14 protein-coding genes are annotated in these 15,137 nt (G+C 63.4%); 3 read left to right on the forward strand and 11 right to left on the reverse strand.

What is annotated here, in order from left to right; genetic code table 11:
- Nucleotides 1-12: 12 nt before the first annotated feature.
- Nucleotides 13-1,365, forward strand: coding sequence for an esterase-like activity of phytase family protein (locus ACH79_RS02695; protein WP_161849642.1), 1,353 nt, complete (start codon nucleotides 13-15; stop codon nucleotides 1,363-1,365).
- A gap of 65 nt (nucleotides 1,366-1,430) precedes the next feature.
- Here the strand turns inward: ACH79_RS02695 and ACH79_RS02700 are convergent, their stop codons facing one another.
- Entirely contained in the window at nucleotides 1,431-2,288 is an 858-nt protein-coding gene (locus ACH79_RS02700; protein ID WP_246738398.1) for a hypothetical protein, read from the reverse strand.
- A 283-nt stretch (nucleotides 2,289-2,571) separates the two neighbouring features.
- Here ACH79_RS02700 and ACH79_RS02705 point away from each other — a divergent pair, with 283 nt between their 5' ends.
- A complete protein-coding gene (locus tag ACH79_RS02705) occupies nucleotides 2,572-3,147 on the forward strand; it encodes an alpha-ketoglutarate-dependent dioxygenase AlkB (protein ID WP_161849644.1) in 576 nt (191 codons plus the stop codon).
- A gap of 49 nt (nucleotides 3,148-3,196) precedes the next feature.
- Nucleotides 3,197-4,435 carry a DUF763 domain-containing protein gene (locus ACH79_RS02710; protein ID WP_161849645.1) on the forward strand — a complete coding sequence of 413 codons (1,239 nt, stop codon included), beginning with the start codon at nucleotides 3,197-3,199 and terminating at the stop codon, nucleotides 4,433-4,435.
- Nucleotides 4,436-4,496: 61 nt separating this feature from the next.
- Here ACH79_RS02710 and ACH79_RS02715 read toward each other — a convergent pair whose 3' ends face one another.
- From ACH79_RS02715 to ACH79_RS02760, 10 genes are all read right to left on the reverse strand, one after another.
- On the reverse strand, nucleotides 4,497-6,167 hold the full coding sequence (locus tag ACH79_RS02715) for a mucoidy inhibitor MuiA family protein (RefSeq protein WP_161849646.1): 1,671 nt from the start codon (nucleotides 6,165-6,167) through the stop codon (nucleotides 4,497-4,499).
- Nucleotides 6,168-6,349: 182 nt separating this feature from the next.
- The gene (serA, locus tag ACH79_RS02720) at nucleotides 6,350-7,939 is read right to left on the reverse strand and encodes a phosphoglycerate dehydrogenase (protein ID WP_161849647.1); all 1,590 of its coding nucleotides are present in this window, start codon (nucleotides 7,937-7,939) and stop codon (nucleotides 6,350-6,352) included.
- 36 nt (nucleotides 7,940-7,975) lie between these two features.
- The gene (locus tag ACH79_RS02725; RefSeq protein WP_161849648.1) at nucleotides 7,976-8,719 is read right to left on the reverse strand and encodes an enhanced serine sensitivity protein SseB C-terminal domain-containing protein; all 744 of its coding nucleotides are present in this window, start codon (nucleotides 8,717-8,719) and stop codon (nucleotides 7,976-7,978) included.
- 67 nt (nucleotides 8,720-8,786) lie between these two features.
- Nucleotides 8,787-9,959, reverse strand: a complete 1,173-nt coding sequence (locus ACH79_RS02730) for a phosphoserine transaminase (protein WP_161856177.1) — start codon at nucleotides 9,957-9,959, stop codon at nucleotides 8,787-8,789.
- Nucleotides 9,960-10,038: 79 nt separating this feature from the next.
- Nucleotides 10,039-10,233, reverse strand: coding sequence for a hypothetical protein (locus tag ACH79_RS02735; RefSeq protein ID WP_161849649.1), 195 nt, complete (start codon nucleotides 10,231-10,233; stop codon nucleotides 10,039-10,041).
- A 255-nt stretch (nucleotides 10,234-10,488) separates the two neighbouring features.
- Entirely contained in the window at nucleotides 10,489-10,959 is a 471-nt protein-coding gene (locus ACH79_RS02740; protein ID WP_161849650.1) for a GNAT family N-acetyltransferase, read from the reverse strand.
- A gap of 17 nt (nucleotides 10,960-10,976) precedes the next feature.
- Nucleotides 10,977-11,567, reverse strand: a complete 591-nt coding sequence (locus ACH79_RS02745) for a glutathione S-transferase family protein (RefSeq protein ID WP_161849651.1) — start codon at nucleotides 11,565-11,567, stop codon at nucleotides 10,977-10,979.
- Between the two features lie 82 nt (nucleotides 11,568-11,649).
- Nucleotides 11,650-12,477 (reverse strand): outer membrane protein, encoded by an 828-nt coding sequence (locus tag ACH79_RS02750; protein WP_161849652.1) that lies wholly within the window; start codon nucleotides 12,475-12,477, stop codon nucleotides 11,650-11,652.
- Nucleotides 12,478-12,691: 214 nt separating this feature from the next.
- A complete protein-coding gene (locus tag ACH79_RS02755; protein WP_161849653.1) occupies nucleotides 12,692-13,516 on the reverse strand; it encodes an outer membrane protein in 825 nt (274 codons plus the stop codon).
- 344 nt (nucleotides 13,517-13,860) lie between these two features.
- Nucleotides 13,861-15,120: an MFS transporter gene (locus ACH79_RS02760; RefSeq protein ID WP_161849654.1), complete on the reverse strand. Its 1,260-nt coding sequence runs from the start codon at nucleotides 15,118-15,120 to the stop codon at nucleotides 13,861-13,863.
- Nucleotides 15,121-15,137 lie beyond the last annotated feature (17 nt).

The raw sequence follows: 15,137 nt of genomic DNA on the forward strand, positions 1-15,137 counted from the left end.
AGGAGATCCGCCATGCGCGTGTCATTGCTCTGCTCCGTCGCATCAGTCTTTCTGGCCAGTGCTGCATTCGCGCAAGGCGAAGGCGAATTTCCTGCCACGCTGAAGGGGCACACCGTGCTGCCGGCCCAATCCTTCATCGACGCACCTACCGATGCGCCCGACGATCTCAAGACCGCGGGCAAATACACCACCGGCAAGCGCGTCGATGCTGCCGGCACCGTGATGGGCAAGTCCTATGAGCGGCCGACCGGCGTCTCGCTGCCGTTCAAGGGCCAGCCGCTGCAGGGCCACTCCGGCATCAAGGTGCTGGCAGACGGCTCGTTCTGGGTGCTCACCGACAACGGCATGGGCTCGCGCTACAACTCGGCCGACTCGATGCTCTATCTCAACCGCCACAAGATCGACTGGGCCAGCGGCAAGATCGAGCGGCAGGAAACCATCTTCCTGCACGATCCCGACAAGAAGGTGCCGTTCCGCATCCTGCATGAGGACACCGCCAAGCGTTACCTCACCGGCGCCGATTTCGACACCGAAGGCTTTCAGATCGTCGGCGACACCTTCTGGATCGGCGACGAGTTCGGCCCCTACGTGCTGAAGGCCGACAAGACCGGCAAGATCCTGGCGGTGTTCGAGACCACCGCCGACGGCAAGCCGGTGCGCTCGCCGGATCACTGGTCGGTGCAGTCGCCGGCGGCGCCTGGCGCGAGCTACACCACGGTCAACCTGCGCCGCTCCAAGGGCTATGAAGGTTTTGCCGCTTCGAAGGACGGCAAATTCCTCTATGGCCTGCTCGAAGGCCCGCTGTGGGACGCCGAGAAAAAGGACGTCGAAAAGATCGATGGCAAGGAAGCCGCACGTATTCTCGAATTCGACGTCGCGGCGGAAAAATTCACCGGCCGCTTTTGGCAATATGTGTTCGAGCAGAACGGCAACGCCATCGGCGACTTCAACATGATCGACGCGTCAAGCGGCCTGATTATCGAGCGCGACAATGGCGAAGGCACCGCCGACAAGGCCTGCCCGGCCGGCCAGCGCGGCGAGAACTGCTTTCCCGATCTCGCCAAATTCAAGCGCGTCTACAAGGTCGAGCTTTCCGACGCCAATGTCGGCAAGCCGGTGCGCAAGATCGCTTATGTCGACCTGATGAAGATCCGGGATCCCGACAAGAAGGCACGCAAGCCGCTCAATGACGGCGTGCTGACGTTCCCGTTCTTCACCATCGAGAACGTCGATCGCGTCGACGAGACGCATATCATCGTCGGCAACGACAACAATCTGCCGTTCTCCTCCAGCCGCGATCCCAACAAGGCCGACGACAACGAGTTCGTGCTGCTGGAAGTGGCGGAGTTCCTGAAGGCGAAGTGAGCGCCGTCGCCGCCTCACTCCCTCTCCCCGTGAGGAACGGGGAGAGGGAGACAACCCGTTCTGCGCTACGGCAGCACTGTCCTTCGCCGGCTGAGCGCATTCGACCGCTCGATCCATTCCGGCAGTGGCGCACCATCCCGGTGCCGCCCGCCGGCGCAGGCGGCCGCCCAGGCCGCGACAGCACCGAGCAATATCGCGGTCGCTACCGAGAAGGCGAGGATGATGGTGCTGCGCCGCGACCTCGCGATCGCCGTCTTGGCGTTGGCGATCACGCTATCGACCCGCTTTTCCGCATCGGGTGCAGAAAGCCCAGTCAGCGCGCCAACCTGCTGAATGAGATAGGTACGGTCGTCGGCGCTCAAGCCGCTGTGGCTCGAGGTGGTGAGCAGGATGCGGCCGGCTTCGGCGCGCTCGGCGCTGAGATCGGTATTGGGCGCGCGACGGCCGGCGCGAAACAGCCGGTCCAGCTCATAGCTCAACAGCGGTTCGGCCGCGCTCGCCTGCGCGGAGGTGCGCATCGAGGGCGTCCGGCTGATCGTGGCCGCGCCGATCAGGGCGGCGAGAATGGCGCCCATGACGACAGCGAGCGCCCAGGAGCCGAGGCCATGCGCGCCGTCGACGTGCTCGGTTTCCTCCACCGTGGCCGCGCCGACCGGGACACGGCTATGTCCAGCGATGTAGCCGCCGAGGCCGAAGCTGAGCACGGCCTGAATGATCAGGTAAAGCCCGGACAGGATTGCCAGTGCTGCAGAAGCATCGCGCCACGTTGGCGCCGTCGACGTGACGCCGAGGCCAATGGTGACGGCGAACGTCAGCAGCACCGACGAGAGCGCCGTCGCCGCGAACGCCCCCAGCACAATCGGCGACCACTGCAGGAATCGCGGCGCGATGTCGGTGCGCGCCGCGGGCGTGACGTTTTCCATCGGTTTCTCCATGGCGCTAGCGAAGGCCGAAGAACGACAGAATCGCCAGGATCACGACAATGAGGCCGACGAGATAGATGAGACCGTGCATGGTTTCCTCCGTATGCCCTGCCTCCATTTCTCAATCGACAATCTGCCGGAATCGGCAAAGTTCCTCACGCTGACAGGAAAAAGAAGCAATCCACCGCGCGCGATTGCGGTTCAGAACCACGGAGTCCGTTCTTTTATGGGGGCGGCTCAATCCCCATATCTGGTCCATGCGAACATTTCCGAGAATACTGGCATGACAGGGCAGCTCGCCCTCTTTGCCGACGAACAGAGCTCGCCGGCAGGCCTGCAATATGTCGCCGAATTCATCGCGCCGGATCTCGAGCGCGAACTCATTGACCGCGTCGCGGCCCTGCCGCTGCAGCCGTTCCAGTTCGGCTCGTTCGAGGGCAAACGGCGGGTGGCGTCGTTCGGATTCCGTTACGATTACACGCTGCAGCGGCTGCAGCCGGCCGAGCCGATCCCAGCCTGGCTTGCACCCCTGATCGAGAAGGTCGAGGCACATGGCGGACCATCGACCCGCATCGGCCAGGTTCTCTGCACCGAATATGACACCGGCGTCGGGATCGCCTGGCATCGGGACAAGCCGCATTTTGATTGGATCTTCGGCCTGTCGCTCGGCGCCTCGTGCAAATTCCGCTTCCGCCGGCCTGCTGGGGAGAAGTGGCAGCGCTACACGCTCGAGGCAGCGCCGCGCTCGCTCTACATGATATCAGGCGAAGCTCGGCGGGTCTGGGAACACAGCATTCCGGCCGTCGAGGCACCGCGCTATTCGATCACCTTCCGGACGATGGTCGATCGAAAGACCTGACGGCCCGGGCCTGATAAACTACCGCTCGATTGAGATCTCGCAGGAGCCGATGGCAAGACGTACCGGCAGCGCCGACCTACCCCTGCATGACGGACGCGTTCCCGCCTGGCTCGGCGTGCGCATGTCCTCGCTCGGCGCCATCATCACGCAAGGCATCGTGCATCATTACGGACGCGATGAATTCCTGCGGCGGCTGTCGCATCCGTTCTGGTTTCAGTCATTCGGCGCGGTCATGGGCATGGACTGGCACTCGTCCGGCATCACCACCAGCGTCATCGGCGCGCTGAAGCGCGGACTGAAGCCGCTGGAGGGCGAGCTTGGCATCCACGTCTGCGGCGGCCGGGGACAACATTCGCGCAAGACGCCCGACGAGCTTCGCCTGCTCGGCGAACGCATTGGCTTCGATGCGCCGCAATTGGTCCGGACCAGCCGACTCGTCGCCAAGGTCGACAGCGCCGCCGTGCAGGACGGTTTCGATCTCTATCTCCACGGCTTCTTCGTCACCGACGACGGCAAATGGACCGTGGTGCAGCAGGGCATGAACGGCGACAAGCGGCAGGCGCGCCGCTACCACTGGCACTCCGAACAGCTCGAAAGTTTTGTCGACGAGCCGCACAGCGCTATCGACGGCCCGGCGCAGGGCGAGATCGTCAACCTCACCGACCGCCGGGCGGAGCGCTCGCGCGCGGCGCAGCTTGAATTGCTGGGCGAGATGGGCCCGGACCGCATCGTTAGCGAGCTCGCTGCAATGGAGGGCAAGGCACCGGCGCAGGCCGTGCTGCCTCATCTCGTGATGCCCGCGCACCATGACGTCCGATCAAGTGACGTGTTCAGTCGCCGCCTGCACGGCACGCTGGCAGCGGCGGCCGAGCGCGGGCCGGTCGATTTTCCGGAATTGCTGCTGACGCCCGGCGTCGGGCTGCGCACCGTTCGTTCGCTCGCCATGGTCGCCGAAGTCGTCCATGGCGCACCGTACCGTTTCGCCGATCCCGCCCGCTTCTCGCTGGCGCATGGCGGCAAGGACCGCCATCCCTACCCCGTACCGATCAAGGTCTACGATGAGACCATTCGCGTGCTGAAGTCGGCGGTACAGAATGCAAAACTCGGCCGCGACGAAGAGATGCAGGCCTTGAAGCGGCTCGACGACCAGTCGCGCCGGCTCGAACGTTCGGCGCAGGGGCCGTCGCTCGACACGTTCATTGCGGGCGAACGCGCCGCTTCGCCAGCGCTAGACGGCCGCTCGGTGTTTGGATGGGAAGCGGAGTTGAATGCGGCCAAGCGCAAATGAGCACGGACGCTTCCTCTCCCTCTCCCCGTGAAGAACGGGGAGAGGGAGAGACGCCGCCGCCCTACCCCGCCGGCACCATCACGACGCCCTTGTCCTTGGGCCAGCGTATCCGCCAGGCGAAGTTGATGTCCCTCACCTCGCCTGCCTTGGCCTCAAACGCCCATTCCAGCACGCCGCGCCGATCGCGCACATTGGTCGCGGACGGCGGCGTCGTGGAGGACAGCATCTCGACCTGGATCTCCTCGTTCTCGCTGACCGGCAACTGGTCCTCGATCGCGATCCGGATCGGGAAATCATGGCCGTTGCGCACCGTGGTCTTGAACGCGCGCTCATCGGTCTTCGAGGTCGTCACGATCAGCCCAGCCGATCCCTCGTTGCGCTTGAGAACGGTGCGCTCGATCTTGATCTTGTCGTCGGCGCCGAAGCCGAGCCGCACGGTCTCGTCCTTGCTGGCGGCGGCCATCTGCCCGCGGCCGACGAACACGCCGTCGCGGTAGATCGCGACCCGGCCCGGCGGCAATGGTGCGTCCTCGGTTTGCTTGAAGCTCGCTTCGACGAACGCGGTCGGATCCAGCACCGGCGCCGCGCGCACCGCTAGATCGGGCGCAATGGTCGTGCTGGAGATGCGCAGGCTTTTTGCGCCTTCGCTGGCACCGAGGCTGACGCGCCCCGGAATCTTGAACACCACCTGGAAGCCGCTGACATCGGCCACGGCCTGTTGCTCGGCCGCCCTCTCCATCACGGCCTCATCGCTCTTCCCCGCGCCAAAGCGAAACTGCCTCAGCCTGTCCATGGATGGTGCCGCCGCAGAATCCGATGCAGACGCCGCCGGACGCGGTACTTGCGGGTATTGAACGACAAGCGACTTCAGGTCGGGCGCTTTGCCGCCGCGCGCCGTGCGCACGGTGGAAACGGCGAGCGCGACATTCGACCAATCCTCGCCGGTGTTTTGCGTGATTTCGGCGCGGCGCACCAGTTCGAGCACCGGCTTGCGATCCCTGGCGCCAGTGTCGAGCCGGGCGTCGTAGAGCGGCGTCCAGCGCGCATTGCGCACCGCATAGGTCACCCGCAGCGTCGCCTTGGTGGCGGCGGCGGCCGCAAGTTCGATCCGCACCTCAAGCTTGTTCGGCGGCTTCTGCGCCTTGTCCTGTTCAAGCCGCGCGATTTCACGGTCGAGTTCGCGCTGCTTGCGCTGGGCGTCGCGGATCGCAGCATCGGCGCTGGCGATTTCGTCGCCGACCGCGGCAAAGGCCGTGCGCCATTCGGAGATCGGCCGGGCCTCACCCTTGTCGCCGATGCCGGCCGGCGAAGTATCCGCAAAACGTTCGGCGAATTTGCGCCGGGCGGCCGCCGCATCGATCGCGCCTTGCAGATTGGCGCGCTCGTCCTTCAGCGCCTCGATGCGCTTGTCGAGTTCGGGCAGGTTCACCGGCGGCGCCGCGCGCGGCGGTTTGGCATCGATCGCGCCGATCGTAAGCTTTGCGCCGGCCTCACCCTCGACCCGCAGCGAGGACGGGTCCAGCGTCAGCGGGAAATCCTTCAGAACAGCGGAATTCTCGCCGGCCAGCAGGTCGACCGTGATGAGGCGCGTGACGCTGGCGCCGTCGGGGTAGACAGTCACGGCGTCCACCGCCGAACTGGCGGCCACGTCAGCCGCGCGCGCCCCGCCGACGGCAAACGCCGTCAGCACGGCGACACTCGCCGTCAAAAAACCGTTCGCTTTCAATCTCATGGATTTCTCTCCTGAACCGTTCGCCCGATGGCGACGCGCCAGCAATGCCCATCACCCCCGGTCATGAGACGCGGCAAGCGAGAAACCGGTTCGATTGAGATTTGAGGCTTCCATGCGGCTTCGCCGCGGCAGGACCGCGGCAAAGAGTAACTCCCCCTCCGAGAGGGAAGGACCGACGCGGCCTAGAACACCAGCGCCTTTGCCTGCTTCACCTGCGGCAGCGCCTGCACCTTGCTCAGCACCTCGGCGGGTACAGGACCGTCGATCTCGACCAGCGCGATGGCGTCGCCGCCCTGCTTGGTGCGGCCGAGATGGAAGGTAGCGATGTTGATCTGGGCCGCGCCGAGCAGGCTGGCGAAGCTGCCGATGAAGCCGGGCTTGTCCTCGTTAGTGACGTAGATCATCGATTTGCCGAACTCGGCATCGACGCGGATGCCCTTGATGTCGACCAGCCGCGGCTTGCCGTCGTGATAGACGGTGCCCGACACCGAGCGTTCCTGCCGTTCGGTGGTGACGGTCACGGTGATCAGGCTTTCATAGTCGCTCTGCGCCGCGCGCACGATTTCGTCCACCACCATGCCGCGCTCCTTCGCAACAACAGGCGCGGAGACCACGTTGACCTCGCCCAGCATCGGCCGCAGCAGGCCCGACAGCACCGCCGAGGTGATCGCCTTGATCTTCATCTCGGCGACATGGCCCTCATAGGTGATCTCGGTCTTCAGGATCCCGCTCTCGGTGAGCTGGCCGGCGAACGAGCCGAGCTTTTCGGCGAGCTCGATGAACGGCTTCAGCTTCGGCGCTTCCTCCGCTGTGATCGAGGGGAAGTTCACCGCGTTCGAGATCGCGCCGGTCAAGAGATAGTCAGACATCTGCTCGGCGACCTGCAGCGCGACGTTCTCCTGCGCTTCCGTGGTGGAGGCGCCGAGATGCGGCGTGCAGATCACGTTGGGATGGCCGAACAGCACGTTCTTGGTGGCGGGCTCCTCGACGAACACGTCGAAGGCTGCGCCGGCGACATGCTTGGAATTCAGCGCGTCGAGCAGCGCCTGCTCATCGACCAGACCGCCGCGGGCGCAGTTGATGATGCGAACGCCTTTCTTCATTTTCGCAATCGCCGCCGCGTCGATGATGTTCCTGGTCTTCTCGGTCAGCGGCGTGTGCAGCGTGATGAAATCGGCACGCTTGAGCAGTTCATCGAGTTCGACCTTCTCGACGCCGATGTCCTTGGCGCGCTCGGGCGACAGGAACGGATCGAACGCGACCACCTTCATGCGCAGGCCGAGCGCGCGGTCAGCGGCGATCGTGCCGATATTGCCGCAGCCGATCACGCCCAGCGTCTTGCCGGTGATCTCGACGCCCATGAAGCGGTTCTTCTCCCACTTGCCGGCCTGGGTAGAGGCATCGGCCTGCGGAATTTCGCGCGCCAGCGCCAGCATCAGCGTGATCGCGTGTTCCGCGGTCGTGATCGAATTGCCGAACGGCGTATTCATCACGATGATGCCCTTGGCGGTGGCTGCGGGTATCTCGACATTGTCGACGCCGATGCCGGCGCGGCCGATCACCTTGAGCTTGGTCGCCTTGTCGATGATCTTCGCGGTCGCTTTCGTCGCCGAGCGGATCGCAAGGCCGTCGTAATTGCCGATGATCTCGGCGAGCTTGTCCTTGTCCTTGCCGAGATTGGGCTGGAAGTCGACCTCGACGCCGCGATCCCTGAAGATCTGCACGGCTGCGGGGGAGAGCGCGTCGGAAATGAGAACTTTGGGTTTGGTCATGGGATTTCTGCCTGAAGTGTCCTGAGGAAGCCGCCATTAGACGGCGGTGATCGAAATTCCAGTACGTAGTGTGGAGGCGAGCGAACTGCCCTCGAGTGGCACGGCGTCGAGTATTCTCCCCCCGAGAATATCGTCCGTGAGCGCGCGGCCGATCGCGTCCTGAACGTCCTGCCACGCGCCCGAGTGATCGATGCCGAGCATCCAGCTTTGTTCGTTGTTGCCCGGCAGCATCGCCAGCATCAGCCAGGCGCCCTGCACCGTTTTGACGGCGCTGAGTTCGCGGGCCAGCGCAGCGATCAGGTCGACGGGGATTTCCCTGGGATGACCCAGCAGCACCTGCTCGGATTTCTCCGTAACGATGGTCCGCGGGCGATCGTCGAACTCGCCGGCCAGCAAACGCTTCACTTCAGCCGGCGTGAATTCCTTGCCGTAGTCCGAGCCTGGGTTGAGCAGGAACGGTGCATCGGGATAACGCTCGAACAGATCGCGCGTCCGGTCCGGCGCGGCGATGTGATCGCCGCTGAACCAGATGCGCGCCCGCGACGGCGAAGTGAAGAACGGGATCAGCCTTTCCCCGCCGCGCATCGCGTTCGGCAGCGCCAATTTGGCGCCTTGGGGTATCGTGACCTTGCCGTCGGGCCCCGGAACGATCGGGCGGTCGGGCACCAGCACGACGAAGATCTGTGCATCCATCAGCGCGCGCGCGAAGCCGGGCCGCTCGGCCGGCTCGGCCGATGCACGCATCAGCAAACGCTCGATATCGTTCTCGGGCTCGAACATGGAGTGGCCTGTGGAGATGTTGCCGTGCGGAAAAATCCGCACGGCCGAACTACACGTTGCCTTAACGTCAAGCTGCCTTGGGCAGTGCCGCCTTGGTCTCGGCGAACGCCCAGTCGATCCACTGCGTCAGCAGCGCGACATCGGAGGCTTCCACGGTGGCGCCGCACCAGATCCGCAGGCCTGCCGGCGCATCGCGGTAGTAGGCGAAGTCGTAACCGGCGGCTTCCTTCTCCACCAGCGCGACGAGTTTCTTGGAAAACTCCGCCTGCGCGTCCGCATTGAGCGAGGTGATCGCGGGATCGACGAACTTCAGGCACACCGATGTGTTGGAGCGGATCGACGGATCCTTCGCGAGGAAATCGATCCACGGCGTCTTCGCCTTCCAGTCCGACAGCACCTTGGTGTTGGCGTCGGCGCGCGCGATCAGCGCCTTGAGACCGCCGATCGATTTCGCCCAGTTCAGCGCATCGAGATAATCCTCGACGCACAGCATCGACGGCGTGTTGATGGTCTCGCCCTCGAAGATGCCCTGGTTGAGCTTGCCGCCCTTGGTCAGGCGGAAGATCTTCGGCAGCGGCCAGGCCGGCTTGTAGGTCTCGAGCCGCTCCACCGCGCGCGGCGAGAGGATCAGCATGCCATGCGCGGCCTCGCCGCCCAGCGCCTTCTGCCAGGAGAAGGTGACCACATCGAGCTTTGCGAAATCGAGCGGCTGCGCGAAAGCGGCCGAGGTCGCATCGCAAATCGTGAGGCCTTCACGCTTCGCGCTGATCCAGTCGGCGTTCGGCACGCGCACGCCCGAGGTGGTGCCGTTCCAGGTGAAGACGATGTCGGAAGCCTGATCGACCTTGCTCAGGTCGGGAAGATCGCCATACCCGGCATGCAGCTTGGTGACGTCCTTCAGTTTCAATTCCTTGACGATGTCGCTGACCCAGCCCTCGCCGAAGGATTCCCAGGCGATGGTGGTGACGGGCCGCGCGCCGAGCAGCGACCACAGCGCCATTTCGACCGCGCCGGTATCCGACGCCGGCACGATGCCGATCTTGTAATCGGCCGGCACCTCAAGCACTTCGCGCGTCAGTTCGATCGCGAGCTTGAGCTTGCTCTTGCCGATCTTCGCACGATGCGAGCGGCCGAGGGCTGCGTCCTTGAGATTTTGGGGGTTCCAGCCGGGGCGCTTGGCACAGGGGCCGGAAGAAAAATGCGGCACGTTCGGCCGCGAAGCGGGCTTCGCTACGGTCATCATCTATCCTTCCAGATAGTAAGCCTCCCGTTGGGGGGAGGTGTCCCGCCGCGGTCATTAGGGGAATCGGACCCGATCGTCAAGGAACTTCGGGATCTTCACGCTCGATTGATGTGGGCTCGTCCGCGCCGGGAGCCGGTTCGTGCTGCAAAAGTTCAGCCGCATCGGTGACCAGTTTGGCGGCCTCCCGCCTGCTCGAAACCTTCAAAATACTGGTCTCTCCGGCCTGCACGACGTACTCGCTTCCAATCCGTACAATCGAATATTTTTTCATCGGAAATCCCCAAGCTGCCCAAGCCCCATGGGAGACGTCGGCATAGCGGAGACGTTCCGGTCCGTAAAATCACGGACGCACGCGTAGTTTATCGGTTGTTAACCGGATCGCAGAGCGAGGACTACCTCAGGCATTCGTCGCTCATGCGCTTCAACTGCAGTTGGCTGACCTTTATTCCGACGCGTTTTCTTCGCGCGAAGATCCCACCCCCCGGATCAAGTCCGAAGGCATGCTTGCTCGAAAACGCGATGGCGATCAAAATCGCAACGTCATGCCGACATGGCTGCGCGCGAAGCCCAATCGCTCGTAAAACCGCTGCGCATCGACACGGGTGTGATGCGTCAGCAGTTCGACCAGCTTGCATTCCCTCGCGCGCGCTTCAACCACCGCCCATTGCACCATCTGCTCGCCGATGCCGCGGCTGCGGCAGCGGCTGGCAACGCGGACGTCCTCGATCAGGCCGCGCGAGGCGCCCTGCGAGCTCAGCCCTGGCAGAATGCATAGTTGCAGGCAGCCGACCACCGTGCCCTCGCCGTCCTCGGCGACGACGAGGAGAATGTTCGGATCGCGCTGCAGTTTCTCAAATGCAGTGAAATAGGATTGCGGCAGCGGGTTTTCGATCCGCTCGCGGGGCCCGCCGAGTGGATCGTCCGCCAGCATGGCGACGATGGTGCCGACGTCCTCGCGACGCGCGGGGCGAATGGTGATCTCCGAGATGGCAGACATGGCAATTTCCGGTGAAGTCAGCGCGCCGGCGGCAGGCCGAGGAATTTTTCGGTTGCCCCGATCCAGCGGCGCACCGCGGCATAGCCGTCGAGATGGAAGCCGCCCTCATGCGCCACGCGCGTATAGGCCAGCAGCGAAACGTCAGCCAGCGTGACGGCGTCCCCGACCAGAAACGGCGTCAGCGCAAGCTGATGCTCCATCCGCGCCAGCGCTGCATAGCCGCGCTTGACCTTTTCGGGATCGAGGTCGGAGACCGGCTTCTTCAGGTAGAACATCTGGAAGCGGCACACCGCGATATAGGGCTCGTGACTGTACTGTTCCCAGAACAGCCACTCGTCCATCTTGCCTTCTGCGAACGCGTCCGCGGGGATCAGGCCGGAACCGCGGGCGAGGTAACGGATGATGGCGTTGGATTGCGCCAGCGTGCGGCCGTCGTCGAGTTCGACCGTCGGCACCTGGCCGGCGCCGTTGAGCTTGAGAAATTCCGCTGTCCGCGTCTCGCCCTTGAGCGTATCGACCGCGACCCAGGTGTAGGGCAGCGTGAGATGATCGCACACCCACTTCACCTTCAGGCAGTTTCCGGACTTGGTGTCGCCGTAGACCTTCATGCGTCGCCCCTTGTTAGGGCGGCAGTGCAACAGGCGGCGGCAATTCTGTCAACGGCGCCGGAGCGGCGCCGCCATCACGCAATCAGAATTTGTAGCCGAGACCGGCGCGGACCGTGTTGATGGTGGTATCGACCTTCGAGGTGAACCGGAGATATTCCCACTCGGCGCGCAGGAAGAGGCCCGCGTACAGCATCACGTCAACGCCGACACCGCCAGCGAAGCCGGTGATGAAATGAGCGTTGGCGTTGTCGGTCAGGTTACCGCTTCCCTGGTAGTCGGGAAGCGGTGGAACGGCCGCGCCGACATATTCATAGTAAGCGGAATAAGAGGCCCAGCGATTGATATTCGCCCGCCCCATTGCAATGCCGGCAAAGCCATAGGGCAGAAAGTTGTCGATCGCGTATCCGCCGCGCACCCGCAGCGAGCCGTAGTCGGTGACCTTCATCGTGGCCGCCGAGGCGACGGCAGCGGTGGTCACGTAGTTGGTCGGAAACTGAAACGAGCGGGCTTGCGAGCCCATGTTGGACCCAAAGAAATTGCCGTGGGTATAGTTCAGTTCGATGCCGACGACGGCTTCGGTCCACTGCCAGTTATAGCCGACGAACCCGCCATAGCCGCTGTTCTGCATATGGGCCTTGCCGAGCAACGGCCACTTCGAGATGTCGAACTCCGCTTCGATATCGAGATTGTTCATGAGCTTGGCGAGCAGGTCCTGGGCGGAATTGGTGAAGTCCATGTCCGCGGCGCCGTGAGAAGCGTGGGCGCCGACATAGGCGCCGCTCCAGTTGACGCTGCTTCGGCTCAGCCCCTCGGTGAAGCTGCCGCGTAGAAAAGGAAGGTCCGGCATATCGGCCGCCTGCGCGCCGCTTACCGCCCCGTACATCACAGCCACCAACAACAATCGACGCATCGCAACGCTCCATTCCCACACTCTGAACTTGACGCTGATCATCGCCTGTTAACCTTAACCAATCGTTGTTGCGCCCTGCGATTGGCGCATTCTTGCCGAAAAGCAGTCGAAGATTTTTCGCGCGCGCCTTCCGCATCGCCATGCGAGCCAAAAGCAAAACGGCGCGGGAGATACCCCGCGCCGTTCGGCAGTCGTTAACGAATGAAGGTTGCGATTAACCTTTGCGGATCAGCGGCGGCGGTGCGTAGACCTGCGGGCTGGTCAGATCCCAGCGCACGCCGAGCTTCAGGTCGTGCGAGGTGATGTGCTTGAAGGTGGTCGGGTTGTAGATGGCGTTGGTGCCGTCGAAGGTACGCAGATCGCCGGTCAGGCCATCGCCCATGTCGAGATAGCGGTAGGCAAGTTCGACGGTGAAGTTCGGCGTGACCCTGTAGGCGAGACCGGCATGCGCGGCCCAGGCGAAATTCCACTTCGCGACGTTGTCGCCGAAGGCGAGACTCGATGATGTGACGCCACCAAAATTGGTGATGCCATGGTCGGTGAAGTTTGCAATCGAAACCCGCGCGCCGCCGACACCGGCGCCGATGAACGGGGTGACACACCACCAGGTGCCGAGATCGACATAGGCGTTGGCGAGGACGACCCATTCCGACTTGGTGGCGTGATAGGTATCGGTGCCGAAGCCGCCCGGGAAGGTGATGACGTCTTTGCCGAGGAATTGCGAATTGCCGCGATACTCACCGGTCACGTCAGCGCGGAACCAGTTGTTGACCTTGTAACCGACGCCAAGGCCGAAGATGCCGGCGGTGCCGAAGGTGTTCGTCTGCCTCGACGTAGTAGCGTTGGCGTCGAGCGCGTTGTTCAGCCGATCGACGCGCTGATTGCTGAAGCCGATGTCGCCGCGCAGATACCAGCCGCCGAAATCCTCGACCACCGGGGCCGCGTATGGAGGAGGCGCGATGGGCATATCGGCAGCCAACGCCGCCTGCGACAATAAAGTGGCCGCACCGGCGGCAATGAAAGACTTAACGCTACGCATGGGCTTCGTCCTTTGTCCGGTGAGGCTGACTGCAAAACGCCCCACTTCAAAAACTCACGGACGGACGATGGCATTAAATGCTTAAGCGGCGCTTAACCCTAATTTTTAAGGTTGACAATCTCTCACTTTTCTCGCGACGCCGTCTGCGACGCGAGTCGCAACGCCTCTACAACGCGGGAAAAAATAGCAAAGCCGCCCAACATCCTAACGATGTATTGAAGAAATCAGGCGCGCGATCGCGGCGTTAAGATTTTGTTGACGCGAGCGGCAGCGCCCTCGCCCGCTTGGTTTTCCCGCAGGCGCACCTTGGCATTCGAGTACACCGTACCGCTCCCCGGATCTGCTCAACGCATGTGTCTGGGCATTTTCGGCAGAAACACCGCAAGCAGACCAAGCGCCGGCAGGAAGGCGCAGAGGTGATAGACGAAGGCGATGCCGGTGTGATCGGCAAGCTTGCCGAGCACCGCCGCACCTAGTCCGCCGATACCGAAGGCGACGCCGAAGAACACGCCCGAGATCATGCCGAAGCGATGCGGCATCAGTTCCTGCGCGAAAACGATGATCGACGCCGTCGCCGAGGAAATGATCAGGCCGATGAAGATGGTGAGCACGGCGCTCGCGTAGAGTCCCGCATAGGGCAGCGCCAGCGTGAACGGCAGCGCGCCTGCTATCGAGAACCAGATGACGTATTTGCGCCCGAAGCGATCGCCGAGCGGCCCGCCGAAGAACGCGCCCGCGGCATTGGAAGCGAGAAAGAGGAAGAGGTAGAGCTGGGCTGCCTGCGTCGACACGCCAAACTTGTCGATCAGGTAGAAGATGTAATAGCTCGACAGGCTCGACACGTAGAGTTGCTTCGAGAACAGCAGCGCGACCAGCACTGCGAGCGCTATTTTGACGCGCCTTGAATCCGGCAGGTCCGGATGATGTTCCACCGCGGCCGATTTCCTGGTCGCGATCTGCGGCTTGTACCAGGCGCCGATCCGCCACAGGATCACGATCGCCAGAAACGCGATCGATGAGAACCAGGCGATAGAGGGCTGGCCGAACGGCACCACGATCAGCGCCGCCAGCACCGGCCCCATCGACGTGCCAAAACTCCCGCCGAGCTGAAACACCGATTGCGCCATGCCGTAACGACCGCCCGAGGCGAGCCGCGCGATCCGCGCCGACTCCGGATGGAACACCGCCGAGCCGAGGCCTACCAGCGCCGCCGCGATCAGAATGATGGGAAAGAGATGCGCGACGCTGAGCAGCAGCAAGCCGAAAAATGTAAAACCCATGCCGATCGCAAGCGAGAACGGCTGCGCCTTCTTGTCGGTGAAATGCCCGACCAATGGCTGCAGCAGCGACGCGGTGAACTGAAACGCCAGCGTGATCATGCCGATCTGCGAATAGTCGAGCGCGTAGGCGTCTTTCAGGATCGGATAGACGGAAGCGATCAACGACTGCATGGTGTCGTTGAGGAAATGCGAGAAACTGATGCCGGCGAGCACGATGTAAGCCGGCCCTGCCACGGCCGCTTTCGCAGCGAGGCCAGGTGCCGCGTCCGACACAACGACCGGCGCGGTCTCGGTTTCCTCACTGACGATGACGGGCTTGTTCAACGGCGCATTCCGAAGAA

The organism is Bradyrhizobium sp. CCBAU 051011, assembly GCF_009930815.1.
In the GTDB taxonomy this organism is placed as follows: Bacteria; Pseudomonadota; Alphaproteobacteria; order Rhizobiales; family Xanthobacteraceae; genus Bradyrhizobium.

What these genes read in the sequence shown, in the direction of transcription:
- ACH79_RS02695 (WP_161849642.1), top strand. Translation starts at nt 13, where the DNA reads ATGCGCGTGTCATTGCTCTGCTCCGTCGCATCAGTCTTTCTGGCCAGT.
- ACH79_RS02700 (WP_246738398.1), bottom strand. Translation starts at nt 2,288, where the DNA reads ATGGAAAACGTCACGCCCGCGGCGCGCACCGACATCGCGCCGCGATTC.
- ACH79_RS02705 (WP_161849644.1), top strand. Translation starts at nt 2,572, where the DNA reads ATGACAGGGCAGCTCGCCCTCTTTGCCGACGAACAGAGCTCGCCGGCA.
- ACH79_RS02710 (WP_161849645.1), top strand. Translation starts at nt 3,197, where the DNA reads ATGGCAAGACGTACCGGCAGCGCCGACCTACCCCTGCATGACGGACGC.
- ACH79_RS02715 (WP_161849646.1), bottom strand. Translation starts at nt 6,167, where the DNA reads ATGAGATTGAAAGCGAACGGTTTTTTGACGGCGAGTGTCGCCGTGCTG.
- serA (WP_161849647.1), bottom strand. Translation starts at nt 7,939, where the DNA reads ATGACCAAACCCAAAGTTCTCATTTCCGACGCGCTCTCCCCCGCAGCC.
- ACH79_RS02725 (WP_161849648.1), bottom strand. Translation starts at nt 8,719, where the DNA reads ATGTTCGAGCCCGAGAACGATATCGAGCGTTTGCTGATGCGTGCATCG.
- ACH79_RS02730 (WP_161856177.1), bottom strand. Translation starts at nt 9,959, where the DNA reads ATGACCGTAGCGAAGCCCGCTTCGCGGCCGAACGTGCCGCATTTTTCT.
- ACH79_RS02735 (WP_161849649.1), bottom strand. Translation starts at nt 10,233, where the DNA reads ATGAAAAAATATTCGATTGTACGGATTGGAAGCGAGTACGTCGTGCAG.
- ACH79_RS02740 (WP_161849650.1), bottom strand. Translation starts at nt 10,959, where the DNA reads ATGTCTGCCATCTCGGAGATCACCATTCGCCCCGCGCGTCGCGAGGAC.
- ACH79_RS02745 (WP_161849651.1), bottom strand. Translation starts at nt 11,567, where the DNA reads ATGAAGGTCTACGGCGACACCAAGTCCGGAAACTGCCTGAAGGTGAAG.
- ACH79_RS02750 (WP_161849652.1), bottom strand. Translation starts at nt 12,477, where the DNA reads ATGCGTCGATTGTTGTTGGTGGCTGTGATGTACGGGGCGGTAAGCGGC.
- ACH79_RS02755 (WP_161849653.1), bottom strand. Translation starts at nt 13,516, where the DNA reads ATGCGTAGCGTTAAGTCTTTCATTGCCGCCGGTGCGGCCACTTTATTG.